At 71.5% G+C, this 15442-nt stretch carries 13 protein-coding genes and 1 rRNA gene; 5 read left to right on the forward strand and 9 right to left on the reverse strand.

Annotated features, from left to right (window positions below; translation table 11 throughout):
• Positions 1 to 40 precede the first annotated feature (40 nt).
• The 5 genes from hutU to hutI are packed head-to-tail and all read left to right on the forward strand — an operon-like array spanning position 41 to position 6872.
• Positions 41 to 1789 carry a urocanate hydratase gene (gene hutU / locus SD455_RS15545; protein ID WP_344683184.1) on the forward strand — a complete coding sequence of 583 codons (1749 nt, stop codon included), beginning with the start codon at positions 41 to 43 and terminating at the stop codon, positions 1787 to 1789.
• A gap of 16 nt (positions 1790 to 1805) precedes the next feature.
• The gene (locus tag SD455_RS15550) at positions 1806 to 3158 is read left to right on the forward strand and encodes a YjiH family protein (protein WP_311024917.1); all 1353 of its coding nucleotides are present in this window, start codon (positions 1806 to 1808) and stop codon (positions 3156 to 3158) included.
• Positions 3155 to 4441 carry an allantoate amidohydrolase gene (locus SD455_RS15555; RefSeq protein WP_445508643.1) on the forward strand — a complete coding sequence of 429 codons (1287 nt, stop codon included), beginning with the start codon at positions 3155 to 3157 and terminating at the stop codon, positions 4439 to 4441. Before SD455_RS15550 ends, SD455_RS15555 begins: the two co-directional genes overlap by 4 nt.
• Positions 4438 to 5697, forward strand: a complete 1260-nt coding sequence (locus tag SD455_RS15560) for a formimidoylglutamate deiminase (RefSeq protein ID WP_445508644.1) — start codon at positions 4438 to 4440, stop codon at positions 5695 to 5697. Before SD455_RS15555 ends, SD455_RS15560 begins: the two co-directional genes overlap by 4 nt.
• Positions 5694 to 6872 carry an imidazolonepropionase gene (gene hutI, locus SD455_RS15565; protein ID WP_445508645.1) on the forward strand — a complete coding sequence of 393 codons (1179 nt, stop codon included), beginning with the start codon at positions 5694 to 5696 and terminating at the stop codon, positions 6870 to 6872. The genes SD455_RS15560 and hutI overlap by 4 nt, the downstream gene beginning before the upstream one ends.
• 16 nt (positions 6873 to 6888) lie before the next feature.
• Here the strand turns inward: hutI and SD455_RS15570 are convergent, their stop codons facing one another.
• The 9 genes from SD455_RS15570 to rrf form a co-directional block, all read right to left on the reverse strand.
• Positions 6889 to 7926 (reverse strand): site-specific tyrosine recombinase XerD, encoded by a 1038-nt coding sequence (locus SD455_RS15570; protein WP_445508646.1) that lies wholly within the window; start codon positions 7924 to 7926, stop codon positions 6889 to 6891.
• A gap of 19 nt (positions 7927 to 7945) precedes the next feature.
• Positions 7946 to 9640, reverse strand: coding sequence for a CTP synthase (locus SD455_RS15575; RefSeq protein WP_445508651.1), 1695 nt, complete (start codon positions 9638 to 9640; stop codon positions 7946 to 7948).
• Between the two features lie 92 nt (positions 9641 to 9732).
• On the reverse strand, positions 9733 to 11499 hold the full coding sequence (gene recN, locus SD455_RS15580) for a DNA repair protein RecN (RefSeq protein ID WP_445508647.1): 1767 nt from the start codon (positions 11497 to 11499) through the stop codon (positions 9733 to 9735).
• Positions 11496 to 12521 carry an NAD kinase gene (locus SD455_RS15585; protein WP_445508648.1) on the reverse strand — a complete coding sequence of 342 codons (1026 nt, stop codon included), beginning with the start codon at positions 12519 to 12521 and terminating at the stop codon, positions 11496 to 11498. Before SD455_RS15585 ends, recN begins: the two co-directional genes overlap by 4 nt.
• A 67-nt stretch (positions 12522 to 12588) precedes the next feature.
• Positions 12589 to 13392 carry a TlyA family RNA methyltransferase gene (locus tag SD455_RS15590; protein ID WP_445508649.1) on the reverse strand — a complete coding sequence of 268 codons (804 nt, stop codon included), beginning with the start codon at positions 13390 to 13392 and terminating at the stop codon, positions 12589 to 12591.
• Between the two features lie 23 nt (positions 13393 to 13415).
• The gene (locus SD455_RS15595; protein ID WP_170922677.1) at positions 13416 to 13565 is read right to left on the reverse strand and encodes a hypothetical protein; all 150 of its coding nucleotides are present in this window, start codon (positions 13563 to 13565) and stop codon (positions 13416 to 13418) included.
• Entirely contained in the window at positions 13562 to 14377 is an 816-nt protein-coding gene (locus SD455_RS15600; RefSeq protein WP_344683207.1) for an HAD-IIA family hydrolase, read from the reverse strand. The genes SD455_RS15595 and SD455_RS15600 overlap by 4 nt, the downstream gene beginning before the upstream one ends.
• Positions 14374 to 15243 carry a hypothetical protein gene (locus SD455_RS15605; RefSeq protein WP_445508650.1) on the reverse strand — a complete coding sequence of 290 codons (870 nt, stop codon included), beginning with the start codon at positions 15241 to 15243 and terminating at the stop codon, positions 14374 to 14376. Before SD455_RS15605 ends, SD455_RS15600 begins: the two co-directional genes overlap by 4 nt.
• A gap of 129 nt (positions 15244 to 15372) precedes the next feature.
• Positions 15373 to 15442: ribosomal RNA gene (gene rrf / locus SD455_RS15610) — 5S ribosomal RNA — on the reverse strand; the annotation flags it as partial.

Raw genomic sequence — 15442 nt, forward strand, 5'->3', positions numbered from 1 at the left:
CCCGCTGACACCCGCCGTCACCGACCACCGAGGATCACCGATGACTACTCACACCACTGACACCACGCACGCCACCGGCACCGCCGCTGACTCCGCCCGGCCGGCCGCCCACACCCGCCACGACCCGTCCCGCAGCATCCGCGCACCGCGCGGCACCGAGCTGACGGCCAAGAGCTGGCAGACGGAGGCCCCGCTGCGGATGCTGATGAACAACCTCGACCCCGAGGTCGCCGAGCATCCCGAGGACCTGGTGGTCTACGGCGGCACCGGACGCGCCGCCCGCGACTGGGAGTCCTACGACGCCATCGTCGCGACGCTGAAGGACCTCGAGGACGACGAGACCCTGCTGGTGCAGTCGGGCAAGCCGGTCGGCGTCTTCCGGACCCACGAGTGGGCGCCCCGTGTCCTGATCGCCAACTCGAACCTGGTCGGCGACTGGGCCACCTGGGAGCAGTTCCGCAAGCTCGACGCCGAGGGCCTGATGATGTACGGCCAGATGACGGCCGGGTCCTGGATCTACATCGGCACCCAGGGCATCCTGCAGGGAACGTACGAGACCTTCGCCGCGGTGGCCACGAAGCGCTTCGGCGGCACGCTGGCCGGCACCCTGACCCTCACCGGAGGATGCGGGGGGATGGGCGGCGCCCAGCCGCTGGCGGTGACCCTCAACGACGGGGCGTGCCTGATCGTCGACGTGAACGAGACCCGCCTGCGCCGCCGGGCCGCCAAGCGCTACCTCGACGAGGTGGAGCTGGACCTGGACCGCGCCCTGGAGAAGGTGCTGGCCGCCAAGGCCGAGGGCCGGGGCCTCTCGGTCGGCTATGTGGGCAACGCCGCCGAGGTGTTCCCCGCCCTGCTGGAGCGGCACCGTGCCGGTGAGTTCACCGTCGACATCGTCACCGACCAGACCAGCGCCCACGACCCGCTGTCCTACCTGCCGGTCGAGCACACCATGGAGGACTGGGAGGCCGCGGCCCAGGCCGATCCGGCCGGGTTCACCGCCAAGGCCCAGGCCTCGATGGCGGCCCATGTCCAGGCCATGGTGGAGTTCCAGGACGCCGGTGCCGAGGTCTTCGACTACGGCAACTCGATCCGTGACGAGGCCCGTCAGGGCGGCTACGACCGGGCCTTCGAGTTCCCCGGCTTCGTGCCGGCCTACATCCGCCCGCTGTTCTGCGAGGGCCTCGGCCCGTTCCGCTGGGTCGCGCTCTCCGGCGACCCGGAGGACATCCGCGTCACCGATGAGGCGCTGAAGGAGCTGTTCCCGGAGAAGGAGCACCTCCACCGCTGGCTGGACGCCGCCGCCGAGCGCGTCGAGTTCGAAGGACTGCCGGCCCGCATCTGCTGGCTCGGCTACGGCGAGCGCCACCAGGCAGGCCTGCTGTTCAACCGGCTCGTCGCCGAGGGCAAGGTGTCCGCGCCGATCGTCATCGGACGCGACCACCTGGACTCCGGATCGGTGGCCTCCCCCTACCGGGAGACCGAGGCCATGGCCGACGGCTCCGACGCGATCGCCGACTGGCCGCTGCTCAACGCCCTGACCGCCACCGGCTCGGGAGCCTCCTGGGTCTCGCTGCACCACGGCGGCGGGGTCGGCATGGGCCGCTCCATCCACGCCGGGCAGGTCTCGCTGGCCGACGGCACCGAGCTGGCCGCCCAGAAGCTCGAGCGGCTGCTCACCAACGATCCCGGCATGGGCGTCATCCGCCACGTCGACGCCGGCTACGACCGCGCCGTCGAGGTCGCCGAGGAGCGCGGTGTGCGCATCCCGATGCACGAGAACCGCTGATCCGGAGCACCGCACCATGGACCCCCGAGACCACTCCAGCGCCCCTGCGGACGGGAGCCAGACGTCCTCCCGCCCGCGGGGCCGCTGGCGGTTCTTCCTCTACAGCGCGGTCGGCGTCGTCATGTTCTTCGTGCCGGTCACGATCGGCGAGTCGACGACGATCCCGCTGGACCACCTGGTCACCGCGCTGCGTGAGGCACTCGGCGGCGCGGCCGCCTATGTCGCGCTGGCGATCATCCTGGCCGGCACCGTCCGTCCCTTCGTCACCGGCCGGTGGCGCCGCTCCCCGGCCCGCACCGTCTTCGCCCTGCTGAACGTCGTCGGCCTGACCACCAGTGTCATGATCGTCAGCGGGGTCGGCCCGGACGTCCTCTTCGCCCCGGAGCTGGGTCCGTTCCTCTACGAGGCGCTGGTGATCCCGGTGGGGCTGCTGGTGCCGGTGGGAGCGATCTTCCTGGCCCTGCTGGTCGGCTACGGCCTCATGGAGTACCTGGGCGTGCTCATGCAGCCGGTGATGCGTCCGCTGTGGCGCACTCCCGGCCGGTCGGCGATCGACGCCGTCGCGTCCTTCGTGGGCAGCTACTCGCTGGGTCTGCTGATCACCAACCGGGTCTACACCTCCGGGCAGTACACGGGACGCGAGGCCGCGATCATCGCCACCGGCTTCTCCACGGTCTCGGCCACCTTCATGGTGGTGGTCGCCCGCACCCTGGACCTGATGCACCTCTGGCTGTGGTACTTCTTCCTGACTCTGGTGGTCACCTACGCAGTCACGGTGATCGTGGTGCGGATCCCTCCGTTGAGCCGCATCCCCGACGACCACTTCCCCGGCGTCGAGCCGCAGCCGGAGGAGCGCATCACCCAGCACCGGATGCGCGCAGCCTGGTCCGCCTCCGGCGAGGCCCTCCAAGCCGCGCCCCCGGTGGTGAGGAACATGTCCCGCAGCTTCCTGGACGGTCTGCTGATGGCCATGCAGATCCTGCCCTCGATCATGTCCATCGGGCTCATCGGGCTGCTGCTGGCCACCTTCACACCCCTGTTCGACTGGCTGGGATATCTGTTCCTCCCGCTGACCTGGGCGCTGCAGCTGCCTGACCCGCAGTTGGCCGCCACCGCCTCGGCCCTGGGCATCGCGGAGATGTTCCTGCCGGCCACGCTGGTGGCGGGACACGAGTCCGAGCTGCTGCGCCTGGTCATCGGCGTCGTCTGCGTCTCCGGGGTGATCTTCTTCTCCGCCCTGGTGCCGTCCATCCTGGCCACCGAGATCCCCGTGAAGATCTGGCACCTCGTGGTCATCTGGGCGCAGCGGGTCCTGCTCACCCTGCTCTTCGCCACTCCCCTGGCCGCACTGATCCTAGGAGTCACATGACTGAGACCGCATCCGCCGTCACCTCCCTGATGGCCGCCATCGCCGACGTCGGCACCGACCCGCGGCGCGGCGGGTACAGCCGCCCCGTCTGGTCCCCCGCGGAGAAGGACCTGCGCGGCTGGTTCCTCCAGGAGGCCCACAGCCGCGGGCTGGACACCGAGGAGGACCGCAACGGCATCCTCTGGGCGTGGTGGGATCTGCCCGCCGGACGCCGCGTCACCTCCTTGGAGGCCTCCCGGCAGGGTGCCCTGGTCACCGGCTCCCACCTGGACTCCGTGCCCGGCGGCGGGGCCTACGACGGCCCGCTCGGGGTCGCCTCCGCCCTGGCCGCCGTGGACGTGCTGCAGGCCCGGGAGGCCGCCGGAGCCCTGGACCGCCGCCGGCCGCTCGCCGTGGCCGTCTTCCCCGAGGAGGAAGGCTCCCGCTTCGGCGTGGCCTGCCTGGGGTCCCGTCTGCTGGCCGGGACCATTCCGGTGGAGCGGGCCCTGGGGCTGCGCGACGCCGCGGGCATCACCTTCGCGGAGGCCGCCCGCGCCGAGGGCCTGGACCCCGCCCACATCGGCCCCGACCCGGCCGCACTCGCCCGGATCGGACAGTTCGTCGAGCTGCATGTGGAGCAGGGCCGAGGACTCAACACCGATGAGCACCTCAGCGCCGGGGCGCCGGCGATCGCCGTGGGCTCCACCATCCTGGGCCATGGACGCTGGCGGATCAGCTTCCACGGCCAGGGCAACCACGCCGGCACCACGCTGATGTCCGATCGCTGCGACCCGATGGTCGCCGCCGCGGAGACCGTGATCGACGTACGACGCCTGGCCCGGGTGCAGCCCGAGGCGCGGGCGACGGTGGGGCGGGTCGAGCCTGTTCCGGGCGGCACCAACGTCATCGCATCCCGCCTGGACCTCTGGCTGGACGTCCGCCACCCGGAGGACGAGGTCACCGCCGCCCTGGTGGAGGACATCTGGCGCCACGCCCAGCAGGCGGCCCTCAGCGAGGGCTGCACGGCCGAGCTGACCGAGGAGTCGCTCTCCGGCACCGTGCACTTCGACCCGCAGCTCGCGGCCTCCCTCACCGAGGCGGTGCGCCGCACCGCGCCCGCCGCTCCTCTGCTGCCCACCGGCGCGGGCCATGACGCCGGCGTGCTCGCCGCGAAGGTGCCCACCGGCATGATCTACGTGCGCAACCCCAGCGGCGTCAGCCACGCCCCGGAGGAGCATGTGGAGGACGGCGACGCCGTGCTGGGAGTCCACGCCCTGGCCGACGCCCTGGAGGATCTGCTGTGAGCGCCACCCACACGCTGCCCGGGCTGGTCAATGCCCATTCCCACGCGTTCCACCGGCTGCTGCGCGGGCGCACCCACGCGGGTCCGCACGGCGCGCCCGGCGACTTCTGGCGGTGGCGGGAGGAGATGTACCGCTCCGCCGAGGCGCTGACCCCGCAGACCATGGAGCAGCTGGCCACCGCCGTCTACGCCGAGATGGCCGCCTCGGGCTGGACCGCCGTCGGCGAGTTCCACTACCTGCACCACCGGCCGGACGGGACCCCCTATGGCGGCGCGGACGCCGAGGGCGAGCACGCCATGGAGCGGGCCCTGGCCCGTGCCGCCCGGCGGGCCGGGATCCGGCTGGTCCTGTTGGACACCTGCTACCTGCGCGGCGGCCTCTCCCCGGCCGGGGAGCCGCTGGCGCTGAGCCCCGTGCAGCAGCGGTACGCCGACGACGGCGTGGCGGGCTGGGCGGCCCGCTGGGAGCGGCTGCACGACGCGCTGGTCCAAGAGGACTGCGGCTCCGAACTCATCACTCTCGGAGCCGCCATCCACTCCCTGCGCGCCGTCGACGCCGACCAGCTCGCCGAGCTCTCCGAGTGGGCCTCCGAGCACCCTGAGGTGCCGCTGCACATCCACCTCTCCGAGCAGCCGGCGGAGAACGCCGCCGTGGAGGCCGAGCACGGGATGAGCCCCACCCGGCTGCTGCAGGAGCACGGCCTGCTCGGCCCCCGCCTGTCCGCCGTCCACGCGACGCATCTCAGCGACGAGGACATCGCGCTGCTGGGCGACGCCGCCGCCACGGTGGTGATGTGTCCGACCACCGAAGCCGACCTGGGCGACGGGATCGGCCCGGCCCACGAGCTCGCCGAGGCCGGGGCGGTCATCGCCCTGGGCTCGGACCAGCACGCCGTGGTGGACCCCCTGCTGGAGATGCGGGCGCTGGAGCATGGTGAACGGCTGCGCAGCGGCCAGCGGGGACGGTTCAGCCCGAGCCAGCTGGTGGAGGCGGCCACCGGCGCCGGGCGCCGCAGCCTGGGGCTGCTGAGCGTCGCCGAGACCGAGGACGCCGTGCTCCTCGACGCCGCCTCCGTCCGCACCGCCGGCGGTGACCCGGCCCAGAGCCCGCTGACCGCCACAGCCGCCGATGTGCTCTCGGTCCGCGTCGCCGGCACCGAGATCGCCCGCGAAGGCCACCACATGAAGCTCGGCGACCCGGCAGATCTCTACCGGGCCCTGTTCGCCGACCACCCCGAGCTGAGGAGCTTCCGATGACGAGCACCCCTGCCAGCGCCTCCCCTGCCAGCATGGTGATCACCGGAATCGGTGAGCTCACCACAGTCGACGCGGAGCACCGGGTCCTCCACGACGCCGCCGTCGTGATCGACGACGGCCGGATCGCCTGGATCGGGCCCTCCGCCCAGGCGCCCGCCGCCGACACCTCCTACGATGCGGAGGGCCGGGCGGTGCTGCCCGGCTGGGTCGACTCGCACACGCATCTGGTCTTCGCCGGCGACCGGGGCGCGGAGTTCGAGGCCCGTATGGCCGGCCAACAGTACTCCGCCGGAGGCATCGGGGTCACCATGTCCGCGACTCGCGAGACCGACGACGCCGTCCTGGCGTCCCTGCTGGCCGCGCGTGTGGGCGACGCCCGCCGCGGAGGCACCACCTTCCTGGAGACCAAGACCGGCTACGGCCTGAGCGTCGAGGAGGAGCAGCGGCACGCCCGGCTGGCCGAGCAGGCCGCCGACGTCGTGACCTTCCTGGGCGCGCACTTGGTCCCGCCGGGGGCGGATGCGGACGAGTACCTGGACCTGGTGTGCGGACCCATGCTGGAGGCGGTGGCCGAGCATGTGCAGTGGGCCGACGTGTTCTGCGAGCGTGGAGCCTTCGATGTCGACGCCTCGCGGCGCGTGCTGCAGGCCTGCCGCGACGCCGGTCTGGGACTGCGCGTGCACGGGAACCAGCTCGGCCCGGGCCCCGGGGTGAAGCTGGCCGTGGAGATGGGTGCCGCCAGCGTGGACCACGTCAACCACCTCGACGACGCCGACGTGGCGGCTCTGGCCGACTCCGAGACGGTGGCGACCTGCCTGCCGGCCTGTGACCTCTCCACCCGGCAGCCTCTGGCGCCGGGGCGCCGGCTCCTCGATGCCGGCGCAGAAGTCGCTCTCGCCTCGAACTGCAACCCGGGCACCAGCTACACCACGGCGATGGGCTTCTGCGTCGCCACCGCCGTGCTGCAGATGGAGCTCACCCTGAAGGAGGCGCTCCGAGCGGCGACCATGGGCGGGGCACGTGCCCTGCGGGTCGAGGACGAGGTCGGGTCCGTGGAGGTCGGCAAGCGGGCCGACCTGCACGTGCTGGACGCGCCGGCGGCGATCCATCTGGCCTACCGGCCGGGGATGCCGCTGACCCATGCGGTGTTCAAGGACGGCCGCCGCGAGGTCTGAGCCGCCCGGCGGGCGCTCACAGGGCCCGAGGGTGGGCGGAGACGTAGCTCTCTTGCAGCGCCTCCGCGGTGACCTTGGTGTAGATCTGCGTGGTGGTCACCGAGGCGTGGCCCAGCATCTCCTGGACCAGGCGGATGCCGGCCCCGCCCTCCAGCATGTGGGTCGCGCAGGAGTGCCGCAACGTGTGGGGTGAGACGTCGGTCTCCAGGCCCGCCGCCCGGGCGTGCTGCTGCAGCACGGTCCAGGCGGACTGGCGGGAGAGCCGGCCGCCCCGCTGGTTGAGGAACAGGCCCGGTGAGCCGGGCCGGCGCGTGGCGGATCGGCTCACCGCCTCGGCCAGCGCGGGGCGTCCCGCGGTCAGATAGTCGGCCAGCGCCCGCTGGGCGAAGCTGCCGACCGGCACGATCCGCTGCTTGTCGCCCTTGCCGGTGACCCGGACCACGACGAGCCCGTCCTGGGACCGGTGCTCAGAGTCCTGGTGAGCAGAGTCCCGGAGCTCCACCAGGTCGTCCACGTCGAGGCTGACGGCTTCGGTGATGCGGGTGCCGGTGGCGTAGAGGAACTCCAGCAGGGCCCTGTCCCGCAGTCCGAGCGGCGTGCTCGTGTCCGGAGCCTCCAGCAGACGGCGCACCTGGTCGATGGTCAGTGCCTTGGGCAGAGACTGCCGCGGCTTCGGGGCGGCAACCTGCGCCGCCGGGTCCCCGGCGGTGCGCCCCTCCGCGGCCCACCACCTGTGCAGACCCCGCACCGAGGCCAGCGCCCGGGCCATGGAGCTCGCCGCCAGCGGCGCGCCGCCGTCGTCGCCGGTGCTGAGCGCACGCAGGTAGGAGGCGACGGTGTCCTCCCCCACCTGGTGGGGCGCGGTGATCCCCTGCTCCAGCAGGTGAGCTCCGTATCGCAGCAGGTCCCGGCGGTAGGAAGCCAGGGTGTTCGCCGCCGAGCCGCGCTCGATGCGCAGGTGGGTCAGGTAGTCCTGGATCTCTCGCCCCACCGGGCTCTCCGGCACCGCCTCGCGCAGGCGGCGATGGCGGCGCCGGAGCTCCTGGTCCTCCACCGTGGCGGCGGGCGCCGGATCAGGCGCGACGGTCCAGGCCGGCCTTGATCAGACCGGCGAACAGCGGGTGGGCGTCGGTGGGACGGGACTTCAGCTCCGGATGCGCCTGCGTGGAGACGTAGTAGGGGTGCTGGTCCCGGGGCAGTTCCACGAACTCGACCAGACGGCCGTCTGGGGAGGTGCCGGAGAACACCAGTCCCGCCTCGGCCAGCTGCTCACGGTAGGCGTTGTTCACCTCGTAGCGGTGGCGGTGACGCTCGGAGATCGCCGTGGCGCCGTAGGTCTCGGCCACCACGCTGTCCTCGGCGAGGACGGCGTCGTAGGCGCCCAGCCGCATGGTGCCGCCCAAGTCGCCGTCGCCGGAGACGATGTCCTTCTGCTCGGCCATGGTCGCGATCACCGGGTAGGCGGTGTCCGGGTCGAACTCGGTGGAGTTCGCCTCCGTCATGCCCACCACGTTGCGCGCGTACTCCATGACCATGGTCTGCAGGCCCAGGCACAGCCCCAGGGCGGGGATGCCGTGCTCCCGGGCGTGCCGGAAGGCCCCGATCTTGCCGTCGAGGCCGCGGACTCCGAACCCGCCGGGCACGCAGATCGCGTCCACGCCCTCCAGCGCCTTGGCCGCGCCCTCCTCGGAGGCACACAGGTCCGAGGCCACCCAGCGGATCTTGGTCTTGGCCCGGTGGGCGAAGCCTCCGGCGCGCAGCGCCTCGGTGACTGAGAGGTAGGCGTCCGGCAGATCGATGTACTTGCCGACCAGCGCGACCTCGACCTCGTGGTCGGGGTGGTGGACGACGTCCAGCAGGCGGTTCCACTTGGACCAGTCGACATCTTTGAACTTCAGGTCCAGCTTCTGCACCACGTAGGCGTCGATGGCCTGCTTGTGGAGGATCCGGGGGATGTCGTAGATGCTGGGCGCGTCGGGACAGTTGATGACGGCGTCCTCGTCGACGTCGCACATCCGGGAGATCTTGCCCCGCACGTCCTGAGGAAGCTCCCCGGCCGAGCGCAGCACGATGCCGTCGGGCTGGATGCCGAGGCTGCGCAGCGCCGCCACCGAATGCTGGGTCGGCTTGGTCTTCAGCTCCTGGCTCGGACCGATGTAGGGAACCAGGGAGACGTGGAGGAAGAAGACGTTCTCCCGCCCGACGTCCTGCCGCACCTGACGGGCCGCCTCCAGGAACGGCTGGGACTCGATGTCACCGACTGTTCCGCCGATCTCAGTGATGATGACATCCGGGGCGTCCCGCTCGCCGTCGGCCTCGGCCGGCAGACGCATGCGGCGCTTGATCTCATCGGTGATGTGCGGGATCACCTGGACGGTGTCGCCGAGGTAGTCGCCGCGACGCTCACGCTCGATCACCGAGGAGTAGATCTGCCCGGTGGTGACGTTGTTCAGGCCGTCGAGGTTCTCATCCAGGAAGCGCTCGTAGTGGCCGATGTCCAGATCCGTCTCGGCGCCGTCTTCGGTGACGAAGACCTCGCCGTGCTGGAAGGGGTTCATCGTGCCCGGGTCCACGTTCAGGTACGGATCGAGCTTCTGCATGACGACCGAGAGGCCGCGGGCCCGGAGCAGATGCCCCAGGGAGGAGGCGGTGAGCCCCTTGCCGAGAGAGGAGACGACGCCACCGGTCACGAAGATCTGACGGGGGGTCTGGGGACTGGACTGGTTCCGAGAACTGTTTCGATGCACCACGGAGTTCAAGACTATCAGCACCGGTCCACCGGCAGTACCCCGCCGCGGCACCGGCAGGTGCGACGTCGGCCACTCGCCTCCTCCCAGCTCCGGGTGCGCGAGCGGAGACCTCAGACTCCGGAGGCCGCCTCGAGCAGCTCGCGGGCGTGGGCACGGGCGGAGTCGGAGTCCTCCTGGCCCGCGAGCATGCGGGCCAGCTCGCTGACCCGCTCCTGTTCGTCGAGGGTCCAGACGTCGGTGGCGGTGAACCCGCCGCTCCCGGAGCCGTCCCCCACCGAGGACTTGAAGACCCGCACATGATGCTGGGCGAAGGCGGCGACCTGCGGCAGATGGGTGACGACGATGACCTGCACATGGCGGGCCAGCATCGCGAGGCGACGTCCGATCTGCACCGCGGCCTTGCCGCCGACCCCGGCGTCGACCTCGTCGAAGATGAACGTGCCGGCCGAATCGTGGGCCGCCAGCACCACTTCGAGGGCGAGCATCACGCGGGAGAGCTCACCTCCGGAGGCGCCCTTGCCCAACGGCAGAGGGTCCGCGCCGGCGTGCGGAGCCAGCAGCATGGTCACAGCGTCCGCCCCATGAGGGCCCAGCTCCTCGGTCTCGGTGACCTCCACGACCATGCGCGAATGCGGCATCGCCAGGGCGGCGAGCTCCTCTCCGACCGCCTCGGCCAGACGACGCCCGGCCTCGGCGCGGCGGCGTCGCAGCTCGGCGGCGTCGGTACGCAGTCCCTCCTCGAGACGCTCGATCTCCGCAGAGAGCGTCTCGAGGCGGTCGGTGTCTGACTGCAGGGTCCCCAGGCGTCGCCGGGACTCCTCGGCCCAAGCCAGGACCGCGTCGACGTCGGGGCCGTACAGCCGTACCAGGCGGTCGAGGTCGGCTCGTCGCTGGTGCACCTCCGCCAGGCGCTCGGGGCCCGATTCGTCGAGTCCGGCGGCATAGATGCCCAGCTGGGAGGCGGCGTCGTTGAGCAGTCCCGAGACCGAGCTGATCTGCTCAGCGATCGCGGCCAGTTCCTCATCCTGGTCCTGCACGGGGCCCAGCGCGGTCGAGGCCGCTTCGACCAGCTCGACGGCGTGCGGGGCGTCTCCGACGGCCTCCGCCGCGTCCGGGCCGGCGAGCGCCTGCTGCGCGGACCGGGCCGCCTCACGCAGCCCCTCGACGTTCTCCAGCTTCAGGGACTCGGCCTTGAGCCGGTCGTCCTCCCCCGGCTGAGGGTCCACCTCATCGATCTGTTCGAGCGCCTGCTGCAGCTGCTCGGCCTCCAGCCGACGTTCCCGCTCGTGGGTGGTGATCTCCTCCAGCTCTGCGCGCCGGGCCTGGTAGGCCTCGTAGCGGGCCCGGTAGTCGCGGGCCAGTGCGGCGAACTCCTCGCCGGCGTAGCTGTCCAGCGCCCGGCGCTGGGCGGCGGCGGACTTCAGGCGGAGCTGGTCGGTCTGCCCGTGGACGGTGACCAGAGATGAGCCGATCTCGCCGAGCAGGGAGACCGGCACGCTGCGCCCGGAGACGCTGGCCCGGCTCCGGCCCTTGGCGCTGACCGCGCGCCCCAGCAGAAGCGTGGACCTCGGCGTGGCGTCCGGCGTCGTCGGCGCCTCCGCGGCCTCCTCGTCGTCGAACCACGCGCCGGCCTCACGCGCAAGCTCCACGGCCCGATGGTCCGCCTGCACCTGCAGCTCGGCGTCGACGGCGGCGCGCGGCGCGCCGCTGCGCACAGCAGCGGCCTCCGCCCGGGCGCCCAGGAGCAGCCCCAGGGCCGTGACGACCATCGTCTTGCCGGCGCCGGTCTCGCCCGTCACCACGTTCAGGCCGGGGTGGAGCTCGAGTTCGGCGCGTTCGATGACGCCGAGGTCGGTGATGGTGACGTGGTCGATCACGAGGTGGGTCCCTCCTCGAGGTGTCGGGCTCCTGTGGTCATCTCTCCCCCCATGGGGTGATCGGTGGGGTGGTCCGGGCCCTGGACGGTGTTCGCCGCATCCACGGGTCCCCTCCAGCCGGAGGTGGGCAGGTTGAACTTGTCCACGAGCCGCTCGGAGAACGGTGTCTGCTTGACCCGGGCGAGCAGGACGGGCTCGGCGGATCGGGTCACCTCGACACGGGAGCCGGCCGGCAGCTCGGTGGCGCGGCGTCCGTCGCACCAGAGCACCCCCTGCTCCTCCTCGCGCTGCAGGACCTCGACGGCCAGCACGGATTCCGGTGCGACGACGAGCGGCCGGGCGAACAGGGCATGGGCGGAGATCGGGACCATCACCAGGGCCTCCACCTCGGGCCAGACCACGGGGCCGCCCGCGGAGAAGGCGTAGGCGGTGGAGCCGGTCGGGGTGGCCATCACGACGCCATCGCATCCGAAGGCGGAGATGGGGCGGCCGTCGACTTCTACGACCAGGTCCACCATGCGTTCCCGCGCGTGCTTCTCCACGCTGGCCTCGTTCAGCGCCCAGGTGCTGCCGATATGGTCGCCGGACTGCCAGACCTGCACATCGATCGCCATGCGACGCTCGACGGTGTAGTCCTGCTCGACCACCCACTGGACGGAGGCGTCGAGCTCGGTGCGCTCGGATTCGGCGAGGAACCCGACATGACCCAGGTTGATGCCCATCAGCGGCAGGTCCGCGCCGCGGACGAGCTCGGCGGCCCTCAGGATAGAGCCGTCGCCGCCCAGGACCATGCCGACCTCGCAGCGCGACAGCGGCACATCGGTGTCGGCGACGGCGATCGGGACGTCCCGCAGCCGGTCTCCGACGAGGTGTCCCAGCGAGGCGATGTCCCGCTCGAGCATGACGGGGGTGAGTCCTGCCTGATGGAGACGCTCCGCCACCGCGGCGGCGGCGTCGACGGCGTCGTGGCGACCGGTGTGGGCGAGCACGAGGATCTCCCGGCTTCCGTGCGCCTCCGTCATAGGGCCTCCTCCAGAGTTCGTTCGCCGTGGTGCTGGTCCGTGCCACCCGGTCCCAGGCCGGTGCCGGTCAGTCGCGGTAGTCGACCTGGTCCAGCCTAGCGGCACTCGCCGGGCCGCTGCTGGCCCCGGTCGACGTCTCGGAGCGTCTCAGGTGCAGGAAGAACTCGAGGTTGCCGTCCTGTCCGGGCAGCTGGGACCGGTGGGCGGAGAGCAGGTGCAGTCCGTGCTCCTCGGCCGAGCCGACGACGGCGGTCACCGCCTCCCGGCGCAGCTCCGGGCTGGTGACCACGCCGGTGCGGGCGAGTCTCTCGCGGCCCACTTCGAACTGGGGCTTGACCATCAGCAGCAGATCGCCCCCGGCACGAGCCTGTCCGGCCAGTGGGGCCATGACCAGTCGCAGGGAGATGAAGGACAGGTCCGCGACGATGAGGGCGAAGGGTTCGCCGAGCTGCCCAGGGCTCAGGCCACGCAGATTCAGACCCTCATGGTTCTCCACACGGGGATCCTCCCGCAGTGCGGGCGCCAGCTGGTCATGGCCGACATCGACGGCGACCACCCGCCGGGCTCCCTGCGCCAGCAGCACCTGGGTGAATCCGCCGGTGGAGGATCCGGCGTCCAGGCATCGACGCCCCTGCACAGCGATCTCCGGACAGGCGGTGAGAGCCCCGAGCAGCTTATGAGCCGCCCGGCTCACCCAGGGGTCGTCCTCGGTGACCTCCACTCGTTGGGAGGTGCGCACCGTCGTCGCCGCCTTGGACACTGCGCGACCGTCCACGCGCACGGAACCGGCACGGATGAGCTGCCCGGCCCGGCTGCGGCTCGTCGCCAGGCCGCGGGAGACGAGAGCTCGGTCCAGTCGCTCGGAGCTCATGGGGCGTCACCGTCCATCGAAGCTCAGTGCCGCCCCGTGGCCTCGAGGCGCTCCGACAGCTGCCGGTGCAGGTGCTCGGCCTCGGTGATGTGGGCGTCGAGCTCGTCGATCTCCATGTCGGTCACCGACTCCCCCTGGTGGGGGCTTGCCGGCTCCGGGTGCTGCTCGGTCATGCGGTGGCTCCTGCGAGGTCTTCGGCGAAGAGGTCGGCGAGGGTCTCGAGGATGTGGTCCGGACGGCTGGCGGCTTCGGCCGCCCCGACCGATTCCCGGGTGTCGATGCCGGTCAGCACCAGGGCGGTGGTGAATCTCGCCCGGTTGCCGCCGAGGATGTCGGTGTCCAGCCGATCGCCGATGACCAGAGGGGCCTGCAGACCGAGAGCCTGGGCGGCCTGCACGAACATCACGGGCTCCGGCTTGCCCGCGGCGGTCGGGATGGTCCCGGTGGCACGGCCGACTGCTTCTATCAGCGCGCCGTTCCCCGGTGCGATGCCGTGCTCCCGCGGAATGGTCAGGTCACAGTTGGTGGCGAACCAGCGGGCGCCGTCGTTGACCGCATAGGCGGCCTCTGCCAGGTCGATCCAGCGCAGCTGGGGGTCGAAGCCCTGGATGACGGCGGCAGGCCGGTCGGCGGCGGAGTCCACGACCTGGAACCCTCCGTCTTCGACCAGCTGACGCAGATACCGACTCCCGGTCACCAGCACCCGGGCGCCCCGCGGGATCTCCCGTGCCATCAGGCTCACTCCGGCAGGAGCCGAACCGAAGACCTCGTGGGGGGAGGCGGGCATGCCGAGATCAGTGAGATGGCCGGCGACCTCCTCTGCCGAACGGGAGGCGTTGTTGGTGACGAACGCGCACGGGATCTCCCGACGCCGCAGCTCGGCCAGAGCTTCGACCGCTCCGTCCACGGCTCCGGCACCCGCATAGAGGACGCCGTCGAGGTCGAAGAGGACGCCATCATGGTGGTCGATCACGGCGCGCGTCATCCCTGGTCCTCACCCGCTCGAGGCCTGGGGGCACCGCCCATCACGTCCTTGACCTTGGGCAGCTCTGCAGGTTCGTCGTCGAAGTCCATGATCTCCGGAGACTCGAAGGCGCCTGCGCCGAGGGCCCTCTCCGCGACGAATGCCTGGCGGCGCCACTGCTCCGCCTCCTCGCCGCGGCCGACAGCCTCCAGGGCATCGGCGTAGACGGTGAAGAGACGGGGTGAGAAGCTGAACGCGCGATCGCGCTGCAGCTCGGGGACTTCAAGCGCGGTCACGGCTGAGGCGTGGTCGCCCAGATCTGTGTGGGCCCCGGCGACGACGATGGCCAGCTCCGCGCGGACCGCACCGGTGAGTCGCTGGGCCTCGGGGCTCTCCCCCAGCTCCACAGCCTTCTGCGGTCGACCGAGCCCGCGTTCGCAGTCCGCTTGGACCGGGAGGTGGGACTGGTCGCCGCTGATCCGCCGGTAGGTGCGCAACTCACGCAGCGCCTCGGAGAAGTCGCCCGCCGCGTAGGCGGTCAGCGCCACAGCCTCGCGCACGACGGCGAGTCGGCCGCCGCGCCGCGACGCCGCCAACGCGTGCTCCTGGGCCAATGCCGGGTCCACGTCGATGAGGCGTCCGGCCATCACGAGATGCTTGGCCACCCAGGTGCGGTTGGTGTCATTGAGCGTGCCCAGCTGGGAGGCCGCCTCCCGGTCCAGCTCCTTGCCCGTGACGTCCTCATCGATCTCCGGTGACCGCGGACGGTCCTCACGGTTGGAGCGGCGCAGGTCTCCCCTGGAACGGGAGGCACCGGCGCTACGCTCCTCGGGACGGTCAGGGCGGCTGCGACGCGGGCCGCGACGGTCGTCATATCGAGAGTTCACTGATCCAGGATACCTTCCGTGCCGAAGGATGACGGGAGTGAGCGCCTGTCAGCGCTGAGGGCAGACGCAACAAGAGCCGGGTCGAAGAATCAACAGTGATCCTTCAACCCGGCTCTCGTCCTAAGTGGTGTCCGGCGGTGACCTACTCTCCCACACACTCCCGTGTGCAGTACCATCGGCGCTGTGGGTCTTAGCTTCC

The organism is Nesterenkonia sp. K-15-9-6, from assembly GCF_052656005.1.